We start from the raw sequence: 20,932 nt of genomic DNA on the forward strand, positions 1-20,932 counted from the left end.
AATTCTTCTGGACCGAAGCGGATTCTCTTGACCGGCGGATCGGGCGTTATCGGCACCCATCTCGTCCAACCCCTCAGCAAGGTGTGTTTAGGCATGGAATGCTGACCACACTGGCGGGATGATACTTATCCAATTTTGCCCCCCTTGGGTCACATCATCCGATACGAAGATGTGTATGCAAGAGGACGGGGCGCTAAGAGGTAGCTTGGGACAGGATAGAGAATGAAGAAAGCACTGATAACAGGCATCACCGGGCAAGACGGCTCCTATCTGGCGGAGTTTCTGCTGGAAAAGGGGTATGAGGTCCATGGTATCAAGCGCCGGGCCTCCCTGTTCAACACCCAGCGGGTAGACCACCTCTATGAGGATCGGCAGAAGGACAATGTCCGGTTCCGTCTCCATTACGGGGATCTGACTGATACCTCCAACCTCACCCGCTTGCTTCGCGATATTGAGCCCGATGAGGTCTATAACCTCGGGGCGCAATCCCATGTGGCGGTGAGCTTTGAGACTCCGGAATACACAGCAGATGTCGATGCGATCGGCACCCTGCGTCTGCTGGAGGCGATCCGCTTTCTCGGCCTGGAGGGGAAGACACGTTTCTATCAGGCCTCCACCTCAGAGCTTTATGGGCAGGTGCAGGAAATCCCGCAGACAGAGACCACGCCCTTTCATCCCCGTTCCCCTTATGCGGTGGCCAAGCTGTATGCCTATTGGATCGCGGTGAACTATCGCGAGGCTTACGGTATATATGCCTGCAACGGCATCCTCTTTAACCACGAAAGCCCCCGGCGGGGAGAAACCTTCGTTACCCGCAAGATCACGCGGGGCCTGGCTAATATCACTCTTGGGCTCGAAGAGTGTCTCTATATGGGTAATATCGACGCCCTGCGGGACTGGGGCCATGCGAAAGATTACGTGCGGATGCAGTGGCTGATGCTTCAGCAGGAGGAGCCGGAGGACTTCGTGATTGCCACGGGCAAGCAATATTCCGTACGCGAATTCATCTCTTGGAGTGCTGCAGAACTGGGTGTGACGCTGGCGTTCACTGGTGAGGGTCTGGATGAGGTTGCCACGGTCACCGCAATCGCAGGGGATAACGCCCCGGCGTTGAAGGTGGGCGATGTGGTGATGCGCATTGACCCCCGCTACTTCCGACCTGCTGAGGTAGAGACCCTGCTGGGTGATCCGGCCAAGGCAAGGATAAAGCTCGGCTGGGTGCCGGAAATCACCGCCCAGGAGATGTGTGCAGAGATGGTGGCCGAGGATTACAAGGCCGCACGCCGTCTGAAACTCTTGAAAGAGCACGGGCTGGATCTACCAGTGAGCTTGGAGGGTTGAGATGTACGATCTGAGTGGGAAACGGATCTGGGTGGCCGGACACCGGGGCATGGTTGGCGGTGCGGTGGTGCGTCGCCTGGCCTCTGAGCACTGTGAGGTGATCACGGTGGGGCGGGAGGTGGTCGATCTCACGCGGCAGGCTGAGGTTGAAGACTGGATGACCGAGACCAAACCTGACGCTATCGTCATGGCTGCGGCCAAGGTGGGCGGGATTCTGGCCAATGATACCCACCCGGTGGACTTCCTGGCCGAAAACCTCGCCATTCAGACCAATATCGCAACTGCCGCCCATAAGGCAGACGTAGAGCGCTTCCTGTTCCTTGGCTCCTCCTGCATCTACCCCAAGCTCGCACCCCAGCCGATGGCAGAAGACAGCCTTCTGACCGGGCCGCTGGAGCCCACCAACGAGTGGTATGCGATTGCCAAGATCGCCGGCATCAAGCTGTGCCAGGCCTATCGCAAGCAGTACAGGCGGGATTGGATTTCTGCCATGCCGACAAACCTCTATGGGCCCGGCGACAACTATGATCTGCAGTCATCTCATGTGATGCCAGCGCTGTTGCGCAAGTTCCATGAGGCCAAGGAAAGCAGGTCAGCGGAGGTTACGGTTTGGGGCTCTGGCACGCCGCTGCGGGAGTTCTTGCACTGTGACGACCTTGCCGATGCGCTGGTCTTCCTGCTGAAAACCTACTCTGGCTACGACCATGTGAACGTCGGCTCCGGTGTCGAAGTGTCGATCCGGGAGCTGGCGGAAACCATCGCAGAGGTCGTGGGGTACGAGGCCAAGCTGACCTTCGATGCCACCAAACCCGATGGCAGCCCACGCAAGCTGATGGACTGCTCCCGGCTCCATGCAATCGGCTGGAACAATGTCCGTAGTCTCAAGGATGGAATTGCAAATGCCTATGCCCATTGGCTGGAACGTAAAGAGCCGGTGAGACCCTAAAAATGACAGATATTTCCATCGTCATCCGCACCCTGAACGAAGATAAATATCTAGGTGATTGCCTTGCTGCTATCGCTATGCAGGAAGTCGGTGATCTATCGGTCGAGGTCGTGGTAATCGATTCAGGTTCCACTGACCGGACCCTCGAGATCGCCAAGGCACACGGTGCGCGCATTACCCATATCAAGAAGTCCGAGTTCACCTTTGGGCGTTCGCTGAACCGCGGCTGCGCTTTTGCGCGCGGTGAAATCCTCGTGCTCTTGTCCGGGCATTGTATACCAGTAGGTCCAAACTGGCTAACCGAGCTCACAGCCCCTCTGAGCAATAACCAAGCCGTCTATAGCTATGGAAGGCAGATCGGACGGCAGCGCATAACCAAATTCTCTGAACATCAGCTCTTTGCCAAGTATTTCCCACCCGAAAACAAAGTGCCCCAAGAGGGTTTTTTCTGCAACAACGCCAATTCCGCGCTGCAACGTAGGATTTGGAGCGAGACTCAGTTCGACGAAACGATCACCGGCCTTGAAGATATGGCGCTTGCCAAGAGGTTGGTTGCTCGGGGGGAAAAAATCTCCTATATCGGCACTGCGGCTGTCGAGCATCTGCATGAAGAAAGTTGGAGAAAGGTATGCATCCGCTTTGAGCGTGAAGCTATAGCGCTGCGAGGTATTATGCCGGACGTTCATCTCAACTTTGGAGATTTTTTAAGATATACAATCAGCGGAATTCTCATTGACTGTGGGCAGGCCCTCGATCAGGGATGTTTCCATCGCGAGGTTGCAAGTATTATCGCTTTCCGGACGTGTCAGTACTGGGGGGCATGGCGCGGAAACGCGGCAACACGTGAAATCTCGCGCGCCCGTAAGGAGCAGTATTTCTACCCAAACTACACTCTTGCCAATGAAAGCACACCGCGCCCGCGTGAGGTCGAAGAACTTCCGTCAACTAGCCGGTAAGCCGCTCTATGCTTGGATTCTCGACACATTGAAGAGGATAGACGAAATCGACCAAATTGTAACCAACACCAATGCTCGCGACATTCTTGCCGATAGCGGCTTGACTGAGGGCGCGCTGGGAAATCAAGGTAGCATGAGCTCGGCCGCCAACGTCCTCTCACCAGGGCGCTGTGGCACAAGTGCCAACCCCCATAACACTTCCATGCCAGGGCAAAGGCCTTCGGCGTCACCGGTGCCCTAATGCAGAAAATCACGGCAGCTGTGACCGGAATCACAAAAGATATGCGTGTCCTGAGCACCTGGTTTTCCACCGGGACGAAGCTGCTTGGCCTCGCGGTCATCCTTCCCATCGCCATCGTGAAGCTTACGGATATCGAACTCAATGTCTGGATGCTTGGACTCGTTGCAATCAACATCATCAATCTGCTTGAATTCTCGATCACACCCACCACCATCAGGCAACTGTCCTACCAAAAAGGCATGGCCGCAGAGAACAGAACCGACTCTATGGTGACGGCTGCCTATACATTGCACCAAACCGCCGCCCTTTGCGTCACGCTTATTGCTTGCATTACAATTTTCTCTCAATTGCGGCTCAGCGATGCGGGCGTAGTTCTCTCGCCACTTGTCTGGGCGATACCGTTGTTGCTGTATTTCAAAGTGCTCAACTCATTTTACGCTGCGATCTTGCATGCAAATGACAGGATTCCGTATCACCGAATGGTCGAGGCTGCCGCCAACATCGCGTTAACGCTTCTGACAATCGCCATTTTGACCGTCACAACGGATGTCGCACTGCTGCTATGCATGCAGATCATTCCACAAGCGGCAATTCTTCCTATCATTCGCAAAGCAGCAAGACAGTACCAAAAGACCGAAAAGTTCCGAGTCTCATCTCTGATCGCTCATAAAGCTGATATTATTACACCGACCCTGAACCAGGTGGGCGCTTCGCTTCTCGGCTTCGGCACACTGCAAATCGTGGCTATCTATATCAATGCGACAAACACCATTGCTTATGCCAATACATTTTTGCTGAGCCTACGAATGATCCAGTCGATTGCAACCTTCACCAACCCGATTTTCTATACCTACATCCCACAACTCGCCCGAATCTATAAATCCCAAGGGGTCGGCACACTTCAGACCTTGGCGCGGCAAAAGCAAAGGTATACGGTTATTGCTTTCATCGTGGCAACGCAGACAATAACGGTTGCGCTTCTTGCGATTCCGTCCGCAGCCTTTGGCTTGCAAGACAAGCTTCCAGATCCAGAAATGTGGATCGTGCTGTCAATCGCCTTCACGTTCTACAGGATCGGGGCTACCAATCTGCAGACCTCGGCGTTGATGGGATTCGTCAATTTCCAAACTGCGGAGTTTGCGGCGACCTTGGCGCTTCTGGTGCAGGTTGGCGTACTGGCCATCATCTGGAATTATCAGAATATCCCAATCAATCTCCTTCTTACATATTTAATCATTTATCTTCCGATTACCATTCGGTTAAGTCGGCAATCTGAAAGTCAAACTAAATGATCTCTGTTGTAATGCCCATGAAAGAGCCAGGCCAGTTTTACGAACAGGCCGTCCGTTCGATACTTACAAATTTCCCAGATGCAGAAATTATCGTTGTAGGCCCCACCAGTGCGGGACGAAGCCCAGTAGTGCGGGCCGATATCGAGAGTGGTCGTATTCTTTTTTTCCAGGAACCCAAAAAAAATCTATATAGCGCGGTGAATCTCGCAATCTCGAAAGCCTCGTCAGATTATATTGCCTGGCTGAATGTGGATGACGAAATGGCTCCGATAAGCGATGAAGTCATCGCTGCAATTTCGCAAGGCACCCATGACATTCATGCCTTTAACGTGCAATTCATTGATCAGAACGGCGATACCTCAAGCGAGATAGTATGCTACCGGTCTGGTTCATACGGCGCGCGACTGATGGATACTTGGTATTGCTATGTCAACTCAATGATCTTCCGAAAATCCGTGCTTCAAGCACTGCCGTTTGATGACAGCTACCGCATCTGCGCCGATCGGAAGTTCCTGTTCGATCTAGCCCAACTCGCGCCAAGCGTGTGCAAACACTCCGAAACATTGGTGCGATATCGCCGCCATGAGGACTCGTTAACCTTCAACAGTCAGAGCAGGTTCGTGCGGCGCACCAACAGCCCAGCGATCAACAGCGAGCTGCGCGAGATTTATCGCGGACAACTCGCAGCACCCGCCTCGGTTCGCACTTTCCTTGTCGCGGCCACGCGATACGTCCGTAACCTCGCCGAGCCGGCCCTGTATTTCATGGTGAAGCGATGAGTTCTCTCTTCACAAAATTTCGCGAAACACGCAGCAAATACGGTACGCTTTACGCACTGGCGCGCCTCCGCAACTTTCTCATGGCCACGCTCAGGTTGCTCCTGCGCAGCCGTGGAGTCTTGTCGCACAACAAGACCGTAGGAGAGTCGGGAAATAAGGCGCGACGAGACAGGATTATCGTTGTTGGAAACGGCCCCTCGTTGAACAAGCTACCGATGCACTTACTAGAAGGTGAGGATGTCTTCGTTTCCAATAATTTCCATCTGATGTTTCCCCGCATCGCATGGCGCCCACGCTTTATGGCAATTAGCGATGCTTACGTTCTGATTGAATCCCACACCAAAGTTATAGAGCATGCCGAATCCTACGAAAGGATCTATGTGCCGGCAATGCATGCCTCTAACGTTGACTCATTCAAAATCTATAAAAAGCTTAAGAATTCCTATTTCTTCAATGTGATGCCAATCCCAAAGGTGCGCGATCTTGCCTATGTTCCCATCAACAAGACAGTCACAAATTTCATGCTCGGTATCGGCGCACGGTTGGGTTATCGTGAAGTCCTGTTCATTGGCTTGGATCTATCCTACCCATCAGTCAACGACTACGATCAGAGCAAACGGATCATCCAATCGCAACGGGACGACAAGGATCATTTCTCGCCAGAGTACTTCAATAAGGGAAAGCATTTTCATGCGCCCGAAGTCGACGAGATGCGCAACCAGATCCGCTTAACCATCGAGCGACTAGACGGTATCAGCTTCAAAAATATCGGCGTTGGGGGGCGCCTCGATTTTATCGAACGTGCGGCGCTTCGGAGCGCGCTGGTCATAGACCACGAGACCGAAATTTCCCTTCTACGGCGTCATCTCCGCTACCGGTTGCCTCTGCTGATGCCAAATGCAAACCACGACGCGTTAACTGAAGAGATCATTGAACGGCTTCTTGAATTTTCGACCTCTCCCGATGTCCCCCAGACCGCTCCTAAGGGCATCTCATTCCATCCGACAGGCCATGAAAGCGCAAAAATGCCCGGGGAAATCATTGCGGTTGATGCGCTCGGGTTCGACATCCGGGCAAACTACCCGTGATACTGTGGCCTCTAGCACTTCCTGTATTTCCGTTCTCACCCATGCTCGGAGCACTTCTGCTCGGCATGTTCTGCACGCTTGGCCTTCTGAGGATACTGCATATTCTGCGCACCCAGTCGCTGATTGCGTCAATTGTTTTGAGCCAGTTCATCTTCCATGCGCTCTGCCTGCTCGTTACTTTGAACAATGGCCTTCCACTTTACATTCCCGTGGCTTTCGCGGCTTCGAACGGAGGCGCCCTTCTTATCGCTCTAGCGGATAAGAGGAGTTTTGAACAACGGGGACGAACTGTCTTTCTGTTTCTTCTCTTTTTCCTCGTCGCAGTGGTCTGGGACTTCACGACGCGCTATCCACTTAATGGAGTTGCTACGTTCGTCAGGAATTTCAGGTACGGGCTGGAACTCTCAGGACGTATTGTCGGCCCCAACGTATTCGCCTATTCGCTCGTTCTTACAACGGTCGTCGTGTTCAATTTCACACGCTATCATATCGCCCTCAAACGATTTGTTGCGGCAGCCTGTCTGTTGGGCCTTGTGATGGTTTCCGCGCGCCTAGCAACCATTACCATGACACTCTTCATGACACTGCTCTGCGAAGATCGGCGCACACGGCGCTACTGGATTCCAGTCATCATTGTTCTGGGTGTACTCGTGTTATGGTCTCTCCCAGACTTCTTGTCATCAACCCGTTTCGTGACACTGCTTGAAGACCGCGACACATCGAACTCGACACGTGCGGACATCTACTCCGACTTCCTATTTCAATTCGACCATCTGCTATTCGGAAGTGGTCAGGGAGCATATTTCCAAGACCATGGATTAAGTTTTCACAATGACTTCATGGAGATCATTTACTCGTCCGGAGCAGTCGGATTCCTTCTCTTCTACGGCGGTCAAATTGCCACCTATCTCATAATCATTAGCAAGCGACACGTGATTGACCGAAAGGTGATGTCCCTTTTCCTTGTACAATTTGCGTTCAGCATGACCGAATCTCTAAGCATCTCTTCATCGTCGTACACCGGAATTGCTTTTTCCTATCTGCTCTACAGCTTTGCCGTTGTTCGCTATCCAATCGAGGAAGCCCTGAATGAAATCGATGTATCGTCACAGCATCGCGACACTCGTGAGGTCCCTGACTTGGGACTTAAACCCGTCCAACATTAGACACGTACGAAAGCTTGGAGAATTAAAGCAAAAGCATTCGGGTGAGCAGGCGGTTATCCTATGCAATGGGCCCAGTCTGAACGCAGTAGATTTCTCCCAACTCGCGGACGCGGGCGTCACGACTTTTGGTCTCAACAAGATCAACCTACTATTCGACCGGACGACGTTCCGTCCAGATTACATCGTAGCTGTGAACCGTCATGTCCTTGACCAGAACCTAGATTTCTACTCGGAAACCGAGATCATTTGTTTCCTCGATCGCATCTGCGACACCTCAGCTTTTCGAAACCCCAATGCAATCCGTATCAATGCGAACTCATACAAGGGGTTCTCGTTCGACTGCCCTCGCTACATTTGCCAAGGCAACACTGTGACATTTGTTGCGATGCAGTTGGCTTTCCACCTCGGCTTCAGGGACATTGCTCTTGTAGGGTGTGACCATAATTTCGGAACGGTGTCGGGACGGAACAAGAAGGAAATTAAAACCGGTGAAGACGTTCATCACTTCTCTAAGGATTACTTCCGGGACATTGTCTGGGACACCCCCGACATCGTAGAGTCAGAGTGCTCCTACTTACGTGCCCGCGCGGCATTCGAAGAGAATGACGGTCGCATCGTAAACTGTACGTCAGGCGGGAAGCTAGAGATTTTTGAACGAATGAGCCTCGAGAATTTCCTATCAGATCGCAAACGTCAGGTGCCCCGGTAGTCTCCCCGTTTTTAACGGGGCTCTGCAGTAGAATTCACGCAGCTGTTTTCAGTTTCTGTGCGGGTGTGATACCGCCGATGCCCATGTTGGGTCGTTCCGTTCGTTGTTGTAGGTCCATAGCCATTCCGTGGCGAATTCCTGTGCCTCCTCGATGCTTTCAATGATGTATTGGTCGAGCCATTCATGTCGTGTGAGCGATGGGGTGGACGCTCCCACTCAACGGCATCTTCGTGCCAGAATGGTTGTGTTGGAACCATTACAAGGGAGAGCCTCCATGGAAAAGGTTAGCATAATCGGCTTGGATTTGGCCAAGCGCATAATTCAAGTTCACGCGGCCAGCGTAGATGGATCGGTGCTTTTTCGGCGGAAGATTTCAAGCAAGAAATTGCTGGCCTTCCTGTCGGGGCATGATCCGTGCATTGTAGCAATGGAGGGTACGCATACGCGGAAGGCCGCCTTGAGAGATGTCCGGAAACGTAGCTGACTGTGGGTATGGAGTAACCGCTAATTTCCCGGCACCTTTTCGCGCTGAGGTCTCTGCCGCATGAAGTGTCCACTTAAAATAGGTGGACACCAAATATGAGTGACGAAGAGCAGAAACTGCGTGTGCGGCTGGTGGGGCGTGATGGGCGACGCCGCTATGATCCAGGATCAAAGGAGCGGCTCGTTGCGGCCTGCCTTCAGCCTGGTGTTTCGATGTCTGGCCTTGCGCTCGCCCATGGGATCAATGCCAACCTTCTACGCAAGTGGGTCAAGGATGCCAGGGAGGCTTACTCCTCGGCGGTATCTGCCAGCTCGGCGTTTATCCCGGTCGTCGCAGCAGACTGCAGCCTGCCTGTCGGGATGCGCTCGCTGGATATACCGGTCGCGTATGGTGAAGAACAACCGGCATCACTGGAGAAGACGGCCCATCTGTCAGGTTTTTCCAAAATCAGCGCGTTGCTGCCGAACGGCGTGAAGCTTTCGCTGGAATGCGGTGATGTGGATGCGTTGACGGCGATCATCGGAGCTCTGGGTCATGTTCAGACTGGGCGCTGATCTCAAGGTTTACCTGCACCGCGAGCCGATCGACTTCCGGGCCGGCATCAACAGCCTTGCGGTCCTGGTGCAGGAGGTGATGGAGCTCGATCCGTTTGGGCCTGCGGTCTTTGCCTTTTGCAATCGCCGCCGCGACCGGATGAAGTTGTTGTTCTTCGATCGGTCCGGTTTTGTGATGGTCCTGAAGCGATTGACGGAAGACAGGTTCCGATGGCCGCGTCGGGAGACGACGGTGGTGACGCTGACGACCGAGCAGCTCCACTGGATTCTCGAAGGCATACAGAAATATCCCTGCTTGTGAGTCTGACGAATCATCACCGGACAAGATCGAGGTGCTGGATCCGAGCCATCCGTTATTTGGACGCTCCTTTAGTGTGATCCGTGAAGTGGGACGTAGAGGCGGCAACTTCGCGCCGTCGTATGAGGTTGAACATCGTGGTGGATCGACCTTGCTGATACCCGTGTCTGCGACACAGGGATATGTCGAAGCCACGAATCAGATTAAACTTAGCGTTGAGGCAGTTCGGGATCTTATCGCGGTGGCGGAAACTCTCGAAGGTCATGATGATCGAACCGAAGAACCTGTGGGCGACGTTATCACCCGCGTTGCGGCGTCAGATTCTCGACGACGTCGCCGCAGTTCTGGCGGAGGTGTGTCATGAAGTCCGAACTGGTCAAGCCCACCCATCTGGCACGCAGAGCGGTTGTTTACGTCCGTCAGTCGACACCGCATCAAGTCATAAGCAATCAAGAGAGCCTACGGCTACAGTACGCGCTCCGCGAGCGCGCTCGTGAACTTGGCTGGCATGAAGCCGATATTGACGTTATCGATGCCGATCTCGGCATCAGTGGGGCCTCTACGACCGGTAGGAACGGCTTTAAGGAACTCGTCGGGCGGGTTGGTCTGAGTGAGATCGGCTTGATCCTGTCGATCGACGTGACCCGACTTGCTCGCAACTGCTCGGATTGGTATCCGCTACTTGATATCTGCGGCCTGCGCGGCTGCCTCATTGCCGATCGCGATGGCGTCTATGATCCCGGCAGCGCCAATGGTCGTTTGCTTCTCGGTCTGAAGGGAACCATCTCCGAGCTTGAGTTGCATACAATCCGAAGCCGTTTGACGGCAGGTCTGCTTGCCAAGGCTGAGCGCGGCGAACTTGCCCTCATGCTGCCGGTTGGTTTGGTGCGCGATCCGAGCGGGGTGGTCGTAAAAGATCCTGATCTCGGTGTTCAGGAACGGCTGGAGCTTGTGTTCCGGACATTCCTGAAGGCCCGGACCGTCGCCAAGGTCATGCGCGTCCTAAATGATCGCGACCTTCCCCTGCCGCGCCGCGACCGGTTTGGCGAACTACGCTGGGCGCGAGCAACGGTCTCGGCGGTGGCCCGGATCTTGAAGAATCCCGCCTACGCCGGTGCTTTCGTCTATGGACGGACCCGCTTTCGTGCCGCCGGGCGTGAGGGCGGTTCAGAGGCGAAAATACCCAAGGATATTAAAGACTGGCGGATCATCGTGAAGGATCGCTACCCCCACTACATCGACTGGTCAACCTATGAGAAGATCCGCGATATTGTGCGAGACAACAGAGCCGAATACATGCGTGCCAAAACCAGGGGAGCACCCCGTGATGGCGAATTGCTGTTGCACGGCATCGCCTGGTGCGGGCGATGTGGCTACAAGATGTACGTCCGCTATAAAGGTGGCGGAGAGTATGCCTGCAACCACCTGCATTCTCACTCTGGCCTGCCGGACTGCCAGCGTGTCCGTGCGGCTCAGATCGATGCAGCTGTGGCGGACGCTTTCCTGGCCGCGTTGGCGCCTGGGGAGCTTGACGCGCTAGCGCGGGCTCGGCAGGCACAACAGCAGGTCAATAAGGCCTTGCGCGCTGGCGCTGAACATGAGCTTGAGCGCAAGCGCTACGCCGCGGCGCTGGCAGAACGCCAGTTCAATCGCGTTGACCCTGATAATCGTCTGGTCGCCTCCGAACTCGAGCGTCGATGGGAAGCTGCGTTGAGCGAACTTCGCGCTGCTGAAGATGCCGTTGCCCAACGTGCATCGGCTGAACCCGCCAAGCGCACTGGGTTTAGCAAAGACCTCAACAACAAGGTCGTTGCGTTATTCGATAGCCTTCCCCAAATCTGGGCCAACGATGCGACGACCGACGCTCATCGCAAGGCACTGTTGCGGTGCCTCATCGAAAAAGTTGTCCTTGACCGCGGTGAGCGCGACATTGCTTTGGCGAGGATCGTGTGGCGTGGCGGCGCCGTGACTGATCTCCGCGTCAAAATGAAAGTCAATTCCGTCGCCAAGCTCACACGCGGTGAAGAACTGCGCGCGCGTCTGCTGGAGCTCGCTCGGACGGGCATGCCTGACGATGAAATCGCTGAAATACTGACGCGCGACGGACACCATTCACCCAATTGCGAGGACAAGGTTTTGCCGATCACGGTGCAACGTCTCCGCCTTGCAGCGGGCATCAAGGCAAAGGCGCAGCGCAACAGATGGACGCATGAACCTACTTTGCTCAGCGCCGTACAACTGGCCGCCAGGCTCGATATTCCCGTCAATTGGATTTACGTCCAAATCAGGCGGAAGCGCCTGCTCATCGACCAGCAGTCAACCGGTGCATATTTGTTCCAAAATTCCCCAGCGGTCGTCAACGCGGTTCGCGACCTTCGCAACCACACCATTCATCACCTCGATCTGAGAATCAATCAGCCTCACCAGGAGGGGCATCAACATGCGTAGTCGCTGTCGGGGATCGACTGGCGCAATCCGCAGGAAACATGGCGTCCGACGAAGGTTGGATAGCATTATTGCATTGAAAATATTGGGTGAATCTGATCGAATGGCTTCATGACTTCGAAGCCTGTCGATCTTCCCGGGGACCTTGCGAGCGCCTATCTGGCGCTGCTTTCCGAGCGTGAGATGTTGCAGGCTGAACGCGATGTCGTTGTTGCCGAACGCGATCTCATCGTCGCCGAGAGGGACATGGCTGTGGCGCAAGCTGCCAATGCGCAGGCCATGTTGTCCGACAGCGAGGCCCTGATCGCCAGTCTGGAACTGGCGATCGAAAAGCTGAAGCGCGAACTCCGCGGCCAGAGATCCGAGCGCACGGCGCGCCTGATCGACCAGATGGAATTGCAGCTCGAAGAGCTGGTGATGGCGGCGACGGAGGATGAGGTTGCGGCGCAGGCGGCTGCCGCCAAGGCCTCGAGCGTGCGTTCGTTCACGCGCAAACGGCCGGTCCGGAAGCCCTGGCCGGAGGATATCGAGCGCGAGCGTGTGGTCATCGATTCTCCAGCCACCTGTGCATGTTGCGGCGGGTCGCGCCTGTCGAAACTGGGGGAAGACGTTACCGAGACGCTGGAGGAGATTTCGCGCCGGTTCAAAGTGATCGAGACGGTGCGGGAGAAATTTACCTGCCGTGACTGCGAGGCGATTACCCAGCCGCCGGCGCCGTTCCATGCCACGCCGCGCGGCTTCATCGGCCCTCATCTGCTGGCGACGATCCTGTTCGACAAGTTCGGAATGCATAGCCCGCTCAACCGCCAGAGCACCCGGTTCAAATGCGAAGGCATCGAGCTTTCGACCTCGACGCTGGCCGATCAGGTCGGGTTTGGTACAGCCGCGCTCATGCCGGTCTTCGATCTGATCGAGAAGCATGTCTTTGCGGCCGAGCGCCTTCACGGCGATGACACCACCATTCCCATTCAGGCCAAAGACAAATGCACGACCGGGCGCATATGGACTTACGTATGCGATGACCGCCCCTATGCAGGTGTGACAGCGCCGGCGGCGATCTACTATGCTTCAAGCGACCGCCGCGGTGAGCACCCGCAGAAACACCTAGCCGGGTATGGCGGCATTCTGCAGAGCGATTGCTACAATGGCTTCGAGCCGCTCAGTGTCGCCGAGAAGAAAGCGGTGCCGATCACCTTTGCCTTTTGCCATGCGCATGCGCGGCGTAAATTCTTTGAACTGGCCGATATCCAGAAAAGTGCGCGTGACCGCAAACGGAGAGGCAAGCCGATCTCGCCGATCGCATTGGAGGCCGTCCAACGGTACGATGCGCTGTTCGAGATCGAGCGCCAGATCAATGGATTGAGCGCCGAAGAACGACTGGCCGCGCGGCAGGAAAAGAGCAAGCCGCTGTTCGATGACATGCACGAGTGGCTGAAACGGGAGCGTGCTACGCTCAGCAGATCGTCCGAGGTGATCGAGCCGATCGACTATATGCTGAAGCGCTGGGATGGTTTTGCCCGTTTCCTTGACGATGGCCGGATTTGCCTCACGAACAATGCCGCCGAGCGGGCGCTGAGAGGTATTGCCCTCGGTCGCCGCAACTGGACCTTCGCCGGTTCCCAGCGTGGGGCAGATCGTGCCGCCATCATGCTCACCTTCATCACGACCTGTCGCCTCAACGACGTCGACCCAAAGGCATGGCTTGCCGATGTGTTCGCCCGCATCGCTGATCTTCCCGCCTCCCGCCTGCACAAACTACTTCCCTGGGAATGGAAAAGACTGCGGCAGGCCGAGAACCCGGCCTCTCAGCAGGCTGCCTGACAACAAAGAAAGGGATCGACGAATGGGATATCGCAGCTCAACACTGTACACGCTGAAATACGTGGCCGAGATGCTCGGTGAAGACGAGGACTTCCTGCACGAGTGCTCCATCGAAATGTTCTCGGAAGACGGCTGCCTCAGTGCCTACGACAACTTTCCGGCCTCCGAACTGAGCGAGCACATTGTCCTCTTCTCCGAAGATGGCATCGACAACCTCAAATATATTATCGAGGCTCGCAGGGACGCTGACGACGCATCACAAAAAACGGTCCCTTGAACCCGCGTGCCAGGCTACCTCAGGCCCACTTAACGCGTGAGACTTTATCCCGCGTCCTTCCTCGGATGCATACAATGGAGGCGTGTGCCGGGAGCCATCATTGGGGCCGCGAGATTGCCAAGCTGCCAAGCTTGGGCATCGAGTGAAGTTGATCGCACCAATTTACGTCAAGCCGTTCGTAAAGCGCCAGAAGAACGATGCGGCCGATGCGGAAGCCATCTGCGAGGCGGCTATGCGACCAACTATGCGTTTCGTAGCAGTTAAAAGCGAGGAAAAGCAGGCTGCGGCGACGGTATTCAAGGTACGTGACCTTCTCGTTCGACAAAAGACCCAAATTATCAATGCTTTGCGTGGTCTAATGGCAGAGTTCGGAATTACCGTTCCCCAAGGCCCTTCGCATGTCGGTATTCTGATCAGTCACGTTGGAGACGATGGCTCCAGCTTGACAGAGGAGGCACGCGCACCCTGCTTAGCATTGGTTTTAACATTGCGGGCACTCGTTGATAAGGTGTGAGCGTCGGTGAGCGGATTTTGCTGAACGAGCCAGTTAGGCGATGTTCTGGCATTAGAACCAGCATTAGTGCTGACACTAATATCAGATCTGAGAGGTTGGCATGGCTCGCATGGAGATCATTTCCGGCGTTGAGCGTAGGCGGCGGTGGTCGAAGGAAGCGAAGCTGGCGATATTGGCTGAAGCCGATCAACCGGGCGTTCGCATTGGTGATGTCGCTCGTCGCCATGACATTTATCCTGCGCAGATCCGTTTATGGCGGAAAACGCTTAGCCACTTCGATGTGTCAGCAACGTTCCTTCCGATCCACCTGGTCAACGAAGTAAGCCTCGGGCAGATGCCGGCGGCCGGCGGGGCGCCCGCGCTTATCAAGATCCAGCTACGAAATGGTCGCAGCCTGAAAGTTCCGGCGGACATTGAACGCAAGACGCTGTCATCGTTGATCGCGTGTGTTGAGGCTGCATGATCGGGCCGACAGGAAATGTGCGGGTCTACTTGGCTTGCGGGGTGACCGATATGCGGCGCGGTATCGATGGTCTGTCTGCTATGGTCGAGGCGGTGATCAAGGAGGCGCCGGGTTCCGGAGCGATCTTCGGCTTCCGTGGAAAGCGCGCCGACCGGATCAAGCTTCTATGGTGGGATGGCCAAGGGTTCTGCCTATTCTACAAGATTCTCGAGCGCGGATACTTTCCTTGGCCGACGGCGAAAGATGGTGTTGCGCATCTGACGCAGGCTCAGTTGTCGATGCTTGTTGAAGGGATTGACTGGCGCCGACCAGCGTGGACTTCCGCCCCTGGCCGCACGGGTTAAAAGCTATATTTTACAGGGACATCCGGGGCAAAACGCTAGTGCTTTCGCTGCAAATCGGCTATGTTTTTGGGCATGAAAGCACCGCCGCTGGACAGTCAGGACGAGCTATTGGCATTGCGCGCGCTCGTCGCTGAACAGGCGGCGAAACTCAGTGCGCAAGAAGCCGAAGTCATCAAACGCGACTCGATCATCGGTCTTCTGCGCGCGCAGCTGGAACTGCTCCGACATCGGCAGCACGGCGCATCCTCGGAAAAGATCGATCGGAAGATTGAGCAATTCGAACTGATGCTGGAGGAGATCGAAGCCTCTCGCGCCGAAGCTGATGCTCGTTCCGGAAAAGGCCTGCTGCCAGATCTGGATGATGCCCCGGAAAAGCCGAAACGCAGACCTCTGCCGGATGACCTTCCAACCGAAGAGCGGGTGTATGCAGCGCCCTGCAGTTGTCCGACCTGTGGCGGCAAGTCCTTCCTGAAGGCGGCCGACAAGGTGGTCCAGGTGATGGAGCATGTACCGGCTTCTGTGAAGATCGTCCGCCATATCGAGAAGCGCTTGGTCTGTAAGGACTGCGATACGACCGTCTCGGGTGAGATGCCGACCTTGCCGATCGAGCGAGGCAAACCCGGACCAGGACTGCTCGCACACATCATGGTCGCCAAATTTGACGATCATATCCCGCTCTACCGTTTGTCCGAGATGTACGACCGGCTGGGAGTAGACATCTCCCGCTCCGTCATGGCGGACTGGGTAGGCCGCGTGTCAGTTCTGCTGGCCCCGCTTATCCTGCTGATCAGAGCGCATATCGCCGCGGTCGATCGAATACACACGGACGATACCCCGGTCGATGTCCTCGACCCTGGGCGAGGAAAGACGAAAACCGGCAGGGTCTGGGTCTATGTCTTCGATGGCAGCGGCTACCAGGATCCCACGCCCGGAGCGATCGCCTATTACTATAGCCCCGACCGAAAGGGCGTGCATCCGGCTGAACACCTCGCTCACTTCAGCGGCGTAATGCATGCGGATGGTTATGCTGGCTATAGCAAGCTTTACGGCAACCAGATCATCGAAGCTGCCTGCATGGCGCATGTGCGCCGCAAGTTCCATGATGTGATCAAGCTCAAGCCATCTCCGATCGCCGACGAGGCTCTGTCGCGCATCGGTGCACTCTACGATATCGAGGATCGTATCCGCGGCATGTCGGCTGACGAGAGGCGAACACTGCGCCAGCAACACGCCAGACCCATTCTGGCGGACCTCAAGGCCTGGATTGAAACGACGCTTTCGACGCTGCCACAGAAACAGAAGCTTGCAGAAGCGATGCGATACGCTCTCTCGCGATGGGCAGCATTGAGCGTCTACATTGACGATGGCCGTGTCGAAATCGATAACAACATAGCTGAGCGCGCCATGAGACCACTCGGAATTGGAAGAAAAAATTGGCTCTTTGCCGGGTCAGACAAGGGCGGCGAGCGCATCGCCAATATCCTGACCATCATCGAGACAGCTAAACTCCATGGCCACAATCCAGAGGCCTATCTGACAGACGTCCTGACCAGGATCCAGAGCCATCCGAAGGATCAACTTGAGGAACTGCTCCCGTGGCAGTGGACTCCGGCAAAAGACCGATGCGAGGCTGCGTGATGGCACGCTCAAGGATCATCTATACCCTCAAAGAGGTCGCTGAGATGATCGGCGAGAACCTCGAGTTGATCGAAGAGGTGACCGCCAACTCGGATAATATCAGCGAGGGCGAATTGCTTTATGTCCGCGATGGCAGTGAAGATGGCACAAAAGGCCTGACCGAAAATGGAATTGACGACCTTCAAAATCTCCTCGCCGACATACGGACGTGGGATGGTGGAATCCGCCAGTTCCTCGTCGATAACCAATGCGATGCCGAGATGATCGAGCGCGTCATGGCAGATGAGGTGAAGCGCGTCCTATAACTTCGGCCGCTCGACCAAGCGAAAAAGCTTTCGCCGGACGCTCACGATAAGGTTCGGGAACTTGACCTGGAAATTGGTCGGAGGGCGCGGCAGGATGACGTTGCCAAGCGGCTCATGAGCATTCCAGGAATTGGGCCTGTCATCGCGACGGCGCTCGAAGCTTTGGCGCCGCCTGCAGAGACGTTTACACGAGGTCGCGATTTCTCCGCTTGGATGGGTTTGACACCGCGGCAGCATTCTTCTGGCGGCAAACCCCGACTCGGCAAGACCTCGAAGATGGGGCTATCACTGTTGCACTCGCCAATAGGATGGGGCGGATTGCTTGGGCGCTTATGACAAACGGAGGTCGCTACGAGGAAAAACGGCTAGCAGCATAAGATCAGCTCTGGCGGAGAGGATTTCTAACCGCCATTGCGAGTGTAAGCAGGTCGAACGAAGGATATGGACAAACGGTCAAGAGACGGGGTTAGGAAAACCAGTTCTGCCGGACGGCACCTCGAGTGCGCGTGAGCGTTTTGGACCTGATCTGCGAACTCCCATATGGGCCCGCGGCGTATTAAGGTCGCAACTAGAGGCCGGACACACGTCAGCACCCGACCACCGTGCAAGACTGAGTGAAGATTTTGTTTGCATTCTAGGGAGCGTACACACACACGTCCGGCGAAGGCATTTTTCGGCTTGGGTTGAGGCGTTGGGTTGGAGTTGGCGGCTTAACGTTTTGGCTCGTCTGCCATTACGCGCTCGATCACAAAGCCGTCGATGACCTGGCTGCCAAATGGGCCCGAAGAGCGCGCCGGAAAATCTAAAGGCATGCAAAAGAACCCAACTTGAAACCTATCACTCGACCATAACCCGGCTGAAGTTCACGCGCGAGACTTCATCCCGCGTGATTGCTCGGATGCATACGGACAACACGGTGATCTATTAGATCAACAAGTAGCCTCATTTGATCAGAGGGCGATCGGGGTTATCTGGTCAAGCCGATCTTCTCTTTGATATGGAGATTTGGGATCACGCCAAACTCGTGTGCTTCACGGTAAGCGGCCCTGGTGACATAAAACCAAGCGCCCCATAGGAGGAGCCCTGACAACAACGCGATGATGAAAACCTGTAACCGCATGTCACCGTTGAAATTCAAAACTGTGACTATCGTGGGGCGAGGCCAGGGTGATGAGTGAGCGCTTCCATTAGAGGGCGTTTGCTCGCGGCTGATATCGGTCGACATCAAGCAGAGTACGATCCTTAGACAAGCGTCCCCATCGTTTACGATCAGACGGTGACGGGGCAATTGCAATCTTGCAATCCGCGTTTGCGCCTGTATCTTAGCGATTAACCTTGAATGCGGAGAGGGTTATGTTGATTTTATTTGGATTGGCGGCCGCAATCGTCGTTCTGTTTTTTGCATTGATTGCGGGCATTGCGTACTTCTCGCGCAACACTAATAAGCCGCCGTCTTTGGAGTGATCCTACCGTGGCAAGTGTCCTGTCCGGAAAGCCCCTGCGCTAACTACATGCATTGCGCAGGCGCTAAAGCATGAGGAAAAGAGCGCGAACTCGCCAAGCGCGACAGCCTGATCGACCTTCTCAAGGGACAGTTGGCACTGCTTCGCACCAGATCGAACAGCTTGAACACACCACAAGTTTCAGATCTCTTCGGTAATTCGAATATATAGACCGACGTCGAAATTGGCGGGCAATTCGCTCGATGTCTGCTGAGCCCCCGAGCCGGCCAATTCGACCGAAAAACCCTCATTTATGCGAGTAGACGGCGCATGACCTTTCGCCTATCGATTGTCTATGAAGTAGAGCTCTCGCTTGGCTGGTCGAGCGAACTGCTCGGCTCCAGGCGATTGTGGAAGCGATCTGCACCGAGCGCCTTCAAGTGCTGCACACGAATTTTGGCTCAGAGTCTTAAGCTCTCAACTTTCGCGCCATCATCCGTAGCCAAGAACCCTCTGGAATCGGCATTAATCGTGACCGATGTGCCCAGTCCCACATTCCGTCAGAGAGATATCGCCATCGAAGTAATGCCCAGTTTGTCTTTGAGATGGAGATTGGGGATGACACCAGACTGTTGCGCTTCGCGGTAGACGCCGCGTGTCACGAAGAACAGACCACCCCAGGCAAGAAGCCCTATCAGTATCGCTATCGTGAATATTTGCATACGCATAGCCAATCGAAGCCGAAGATTATGACAATCATGCGGCCATGCTGCGCGCGGGCGCGCCCAGCTAAGACCGCGGGGTTTCGGCGACCTTGGCTGAGTGCAGCACGTCATCGGCGGGAACCATTTGGAAGCGCTGGCGAATTTCGCGGCCAATCTGCTTAGCCATGGCGTGGATTGCAGCTTCCTGAACTAGCCAATCTTTCGCGCCAAAATTTTTCTTTTGAACATCTTCAACTTGCGTCAAGGCCAACGCGATATACAGGTCAAGGTCTTCTTGCGTAACCGACATTAAAAATCCTTCTGGAATACCAGCCCTAGCCCATGCAGACAGGCCAAAAGTTAGGTGCTCAAATGCGCCGAGCACCTGTCACTCGAACGTTCTCAATATGACAGAAAGGTTGTAGTTCGCAAATGATACTCGCCGTTGAAAAGATCGACGCGAACAGCGAGTCCGTAAATACCGCGCCGACTTGCGCAGGTCATCGCCAACGTCATCCGTCCGAAGCCGAAGTGCTGATCCTATGCCAAACCTCCCGTTTGGGTTGTATCGGGATGATCGAAGCTGACGAAGGCTGGGAACCTTCCTCTTCCATGGTGCGCGACGAGATCGAATTGGGGCTTCGTCTGCCTGACGGAAGTCCAGCGGACGTCGCTCGCACTTAGTTGACGGGTGAAGGGCCCTTCTCTGGGCAGAGAAGGGCCGAATGTCTACGTGCTCAAATACACTGGATTATGCATCGCAATTCAACTATCGCCAAACTTGCCGCAACCGTCAACTACAATCGCGTAGATTGCGACGCCTTTTTTGGTGCGAATCGATTTTCGGGAGACAGACACCTTGCAGAGCGGGTGCGACCGAACATCAACCCATCAACTAATGGAATCTTCCGCTGGTCTAATTCAACTCGAAAAAGCTAAAAGCGATGTCGCGGCCATAACAGGCCTGATACATGACCGCACCCGATCACACGTTCAAATCGTTCGATGAAAGCCCTGCATAAACGGGGTATCCATACATGACCCGGGATGCGGGAAATTATCACTGAGAATTGACTCATGTTTCAATCATCCCCTGCTTGGTTTCAGCGGGGGCTCCGGAGTGAT

Annotated in this window: 18 protein-coding genes and 3 pseudogenes; 18 read left to right on the forward strand and 3 right to left on the reverse strand. The window is 55.1% G+C overall.

The features are described 5' to 3' along the window. Window positions 1-222: 222 nt before the first annotated feature. From gmd to WI754_RS25495, 7 genes are all read left to right on the forward strand, one after another. Window positions 223-1,341: a GDP-mannose 4,6-dehydratase gene (gmd, locus tag WI754_RS25465; protein WP_341486793.1), complete on the forward strand. Its 1,119-nt coding sequence runs from the start codon at window positions 223-225 to the stop codon at window positions 1,339-1,341. Between the two features lies 1 nt (window position 1,342). Continuing rightward, window positions 1,343-2,287, forward strand: a complete 945-nt coding sequence (locus WI754_RS25470; RefSeq protein WP_341486794.1) for a GDP-L-fucose synthase — start codon at window positions 1,343-1,345, stop codon at window positions 2,285-2,287. 2 nt (window positions 2,288-2,289) lie between these two features. Next, a complete protein-coding gene (locus tag WI754_RS25475) occupies window positions 2,290-3,243 on the forward strand; it encodes a glycosyltransferase family 2 protein (protein WP_341486795.1) in 954 nt (317 codons plus the stop codon). 240 nt (window positions 3,244-3,483) lie between these two features. After that, a complete protein-coding gene (locus WI754_RS25480) occupies window positions 3,484-4,776 on the forward strand; it encodes a hypothetical protein (RefSeq protein WP_341486796.1) in 1,293 nt (430 codons plus the stop codon). Then, window positions 4,773-5,555 carry a glycosyltransferase gene (locus WI754_RS25485; RefSeq protein WP_341486797.1) on the forward strand — a complete coding sequence of 261 codons (783 nt, stop codon included), beginning with the start codon at window positions 4,773-4,775 and terminating at the stop codon, window positions 5,553-5,555. Before WI754_RS25480 ends, WI754_RS25485 begins: the two co-directional genes overlap by 4 nt. Next, the gene (locus WI754_RS25490) at window positions 5,552-6,643 is read left to right on the forward strand and encodes a hypothetical protein (protein ID WP_341486798.1); all 1,092 of its coding nucleotides are present in this window, start codon (window positions 5,552-5,554) and stop codon (window positions 6,641-6,643) included. Before WI754_RS25485 ends, WI754_RS25490 begins: the two co-directional genes overlap by 4 nt. Before the next feature lie 41 nt (window positions 6,644-6,684). Beyond that, entirely contained in the window at window positions 6,685-7,809 is a 1,125-nt protein-coding gene (locus WI754_RS25495; protein WP_349437944.1) for an O-antigen ligase family protein, read from the forward strand. A gap of 743 nt (window positions 7,810-8,552) precedes the next feature. Here the strand turns inward: WI754_RS25495 and WI754_RS25500 are convergent. Then, window positions 8,553-8,707, reverse strand: a pseudogene (locus WI754_RS25500) (integrase core domain-containing protein); the annotation flags it as partial. A gap of 390 nt (window positions 8,708-9,097) precedes the next feature. Here WI754_RS25500 and WI754_RS25505 point away from each other — a divergent pair. The 11 genes and pseudogenes from WI754_RS25505 to WI754_RS25555 all read left to right on the forward strand — a co-directional run. Next, a complete protein-coding gene (locus WI754_RS25505) occupies window positions 9,098-9,556 on the forward strand; it encodes a transposase (protein ID WP_341486800.1) in 459 nt (152 codons plus the stop codon). After that, window positions 9,537-9,857 carry an IS66 family insertion sequence element accessory protein TnpB gene (gene tnpB / locus WI754_RS25510; protein ID WP_341486801.1) on the forward strand — a complete coding sequence of 107 codons (321 nt, stop codon included), beginning with the start codon at window positions 9,537-9,539 and terminating at the stop codon, window positions 9,855-9,857. The genes WI754_RS25505 and tnpB (WI754_RS25510) overlap by 20 nt, the downstream gene beginning before the upstream one ends. A gap of 357 nt (window positions 9,858-10,214) precedes the next feature. Further along, window positions 10,215-12,302 (forward strand): recombinase family protein, encoded by a 2,088-nt coding sequence (locus WI754_RS25515; protein ID WP_341486802.1) that lies wholly within the window; start codon window positions 10,215-10,217, stop codon window positions 12,300-12,302. Window positions 12,303-12,410: 108 nt separating this feature from the next. Then, window positions 12,411-14,120, forward strand: coding sequence for an IS66 family transposase (locus WI754_RS25520; RefSeq protein ID WP_341486803.1), 1,710 nt, complete (start codon window positions 12,411-12,413; stop codon window positions 14,118-14,120). 22 nt (window positions 14,121-14,142) lie between these two features. Then, a complete protein-coding gene (locus tag WI754_RS25525) occupies window positions 14,143-14,397 on the forward strand; it encodes a hypothetical protein (protein ID WP_341486804.1) in 255 nt (84 codons plus the stop codon). A 74-nt stretch (window positions 14,398-14,471) separates the two neighbouring features. After that, window positions 14,472-14,794 (forward strand): annotated as a pseudogene (locus WI754_RS25530) (transposase); the annotation flags it as partial. Between the two features lie 217 nt (window positions 14,795-15,011). Further along, complete coding sequence (locus WI754_RS25535; RefSeq protein ID WP_349437945.1) at window positions 15,012-15,374, forward strand: transposase; 363 nt, start codon at window positions 15,012-15,014, stop codon at window positions 15,372-15,374. Beyond that, window positions 15,371-15,718: an IS66 family insertion sequence element accessory protein TnpB gene (gene tnpB / locus WI754_RS25540; RefSeq protein ID WP_018240454.1), complete on the forward strand. Its 348-nt coding sequence runs from the start codon at window positions 15,371-15,373 to the stop codon at window positions 15,716-15,718. The genes WI754_RS25535 and tnpB (WI754_RS25540) overlap by 4 nt, the downstream gene beginning before the upstream one ends. Window positions 15,719-15,790: 72 nt before the next feature. Then, on the forward strand, window positions 15,791-17,356 hold the full coding sequence (locus WI754_RS25545) for an IS66 family transposase (RefSeq protein WP_341486806.1): 1,566 nt from the start codon (window positions 15,791-15,793) through the stop codon (window positions 17,354-17,356). Further along, window positions 17,356-17,661, forward strand: a complete 306-nt coding sequence (locus WI754_RS25550; protein ID WP_341486807.1) for a hypothetical protein — start codon at window positions 17,356-17,358, stop codon at window positions 17,659-17,661. The genes WI754_RS25545 and WI754_RS25550 overlap by 1 nt, the downstream gene beginning before the upstream one ends. 48 nt (window positions 17,662-17,709) lie before the next feature. Continuing rightward, window positions 17,710-18,038: pseudogene (locus WI754_RS25555) on the forward strand (transposase); the annotation flags it as partial. A gap of 1,625 nt (window positions 18,039-19,663) precedes the next feature. On the opposite strand, the gene WI754_RS25560 reads toward WI754_RS25555, so the two are convergent. Next, window positions 19,664-19,831 (reverse strand): hypothetical protein, encoded by a 168-nt coding sequence (locus WI754_RS25560; RefSeq protein ID WP_349437946.1) that lies wholly within the window; start codon window positions 19,829-19,831, stop codon window positions 19,664-19,666. 61 nt (window positions 19,832-19,892) lie between these two features. Beyond that, window positions 19,893-20,192, reverse strand: coding sequence for a hypothetical protein (locus tag WI754_RS25565; RefSeq protein WP_349437947.1), 300 nt, complete (start codon window positions 20,190-20,192; stop codon window positions 19,893-19,895). Between the last annotated feature and the right edge of the window lie 740 nt (window positions 20,193-20,932).

The sequence above is a fragment of the Pararhizobium sp. A13 genome, from assembly GCF_040126305.1.
Lineage (GTDB): Bacteria > Pseudomonadota > Alphaproteobacteria > Rhizobiales > Rhizobiaceae > Pararhizobium.

What these genes read in the sequence shown, in the direction of transcription:
- gmd (WP_341486793.1), top strand. Translation starts at nt 223, where the DNA reads ATGAAGAAAGCACTGATAACAGGCATCACCGGGCAAGACGGCTCCTAT.
- WI754_RS25470 (WP_341486794.1), top strand. Translation starts at nt 1,343, where the DNA reads ATGTACGATCTGAGTGGGAAACGGATCTGGGTGGCCGGACACCGGGGC.
- WI754_RS25475 (WP_341486795.1), top strand. Translation starts at nt 2,290, where the DNA reads ATGACAGATATTTCCATCGTCATCCGCACCCTGAACGAAGATAAATAT.
- WI754_RS25480 (WP_341486796.1), top strand. Translation starts at nt 3,484, where the DNA reads ATGCAGAAAATCACGGCAGCTGTGACCGGAATCACAAAAGATATGCGT.
- WI754_RS25485 (WP_341486797.1), top strand. Translation starts at nt 4,773, where the DNA reads ATGATCTCTGTTGTAATGCCCATGAAAGAGCCAGGCCAGTTTTACGAA.
- WI754_RS25490 (WP_341486798.1), top strand. Translation starts at nt 5,552, where the DNA reads ATGAGTTCTCTCTTCACAAAATTTCGCGAAACACGCAGCAAATACGGT.
- WI754_RS25495 (WP_349437944.1), top strand. Translation starts at nt 6,685, where the DNA reads ATGCTCGGAGCACTTCTGCTCGGCATGTTCTGCACGCTTGGCCTTCTG.
- WI754_RS25505 (WP_341486800.1), top strand. Translation starts at nt 9,098, where the DNA reads ATGAGTGACGAAGAGCAGAAACTGCGTGTGCGGCTGGTGGGGCGTGAT.
- tnpB (WP_341486801.1), top strand. Translation starts at nt 9,537, where the DNA reads ATGTTCAGACTGGGCGCTGATCTCAAGGTTTACCTGCACCGCGAGCCG.
- WI754_RS25515 (WP_341486802.1), top strand. Translation starts at nt 10,215, where the DNA reads ATGAAGTCCGAACTGGTCAAGCCCACCCATCTGGCACGCAGAGCGGTT.
- WI754_RS25520 (WP_341486803.1), top strand. Translation starts at nt 12,411, where the DNA reads ATGACTTCGAAGCCTGTCGATCTTCCCGGGGACCTTGCGAGCGCCTAT.
- WI754_RS25525 (WP_341486804.1), top strand. Translation starts at nt 14,143, where the DNA reads ATGGGATATCGCAGCTCAACACTGTACACGCTGAAATACGTGGCCGAG.
- WI754_RS25535 (WP_349437945.1), top strand. Translation starts at nt 15,012, where the DNA reads ATGGCTCGCATGGAGATCATTTCCGGCGTTGAGCGTAGGCGGCGGTGG.
- tnpB (WP_018240454.1), top strand. Translation starts at nt 15,371, where the DNA reads ATGATCGGGCCGACAGGAAATGTGCGGGTCTACTTGGCTTGCGGGGTG.
- WI754_RS25545 (WP_341486806.1), top strand. Translation starts at nt 15,791, where the DNA reads ATGAAAGCACCGCCGCTGGACAGTCAGGACGAGCTATTGGCATTGCGC.
- WI754_RS25550 (WP_341486807.1), top strand. Translation starts at nt 17,356, where the DNA reads ATGGCACGCTCAAGGATCATCTATACCCTCAAAGAGGTCGCTGAGATG.
- WI754_RS25560 (WP_349437946.1), bottom strand. Translation starts at nt 19,831, where the DNA reads ATGCGTATGCAAATATTCACGATAGCGATACTGATAGGGCTTCTTGCC.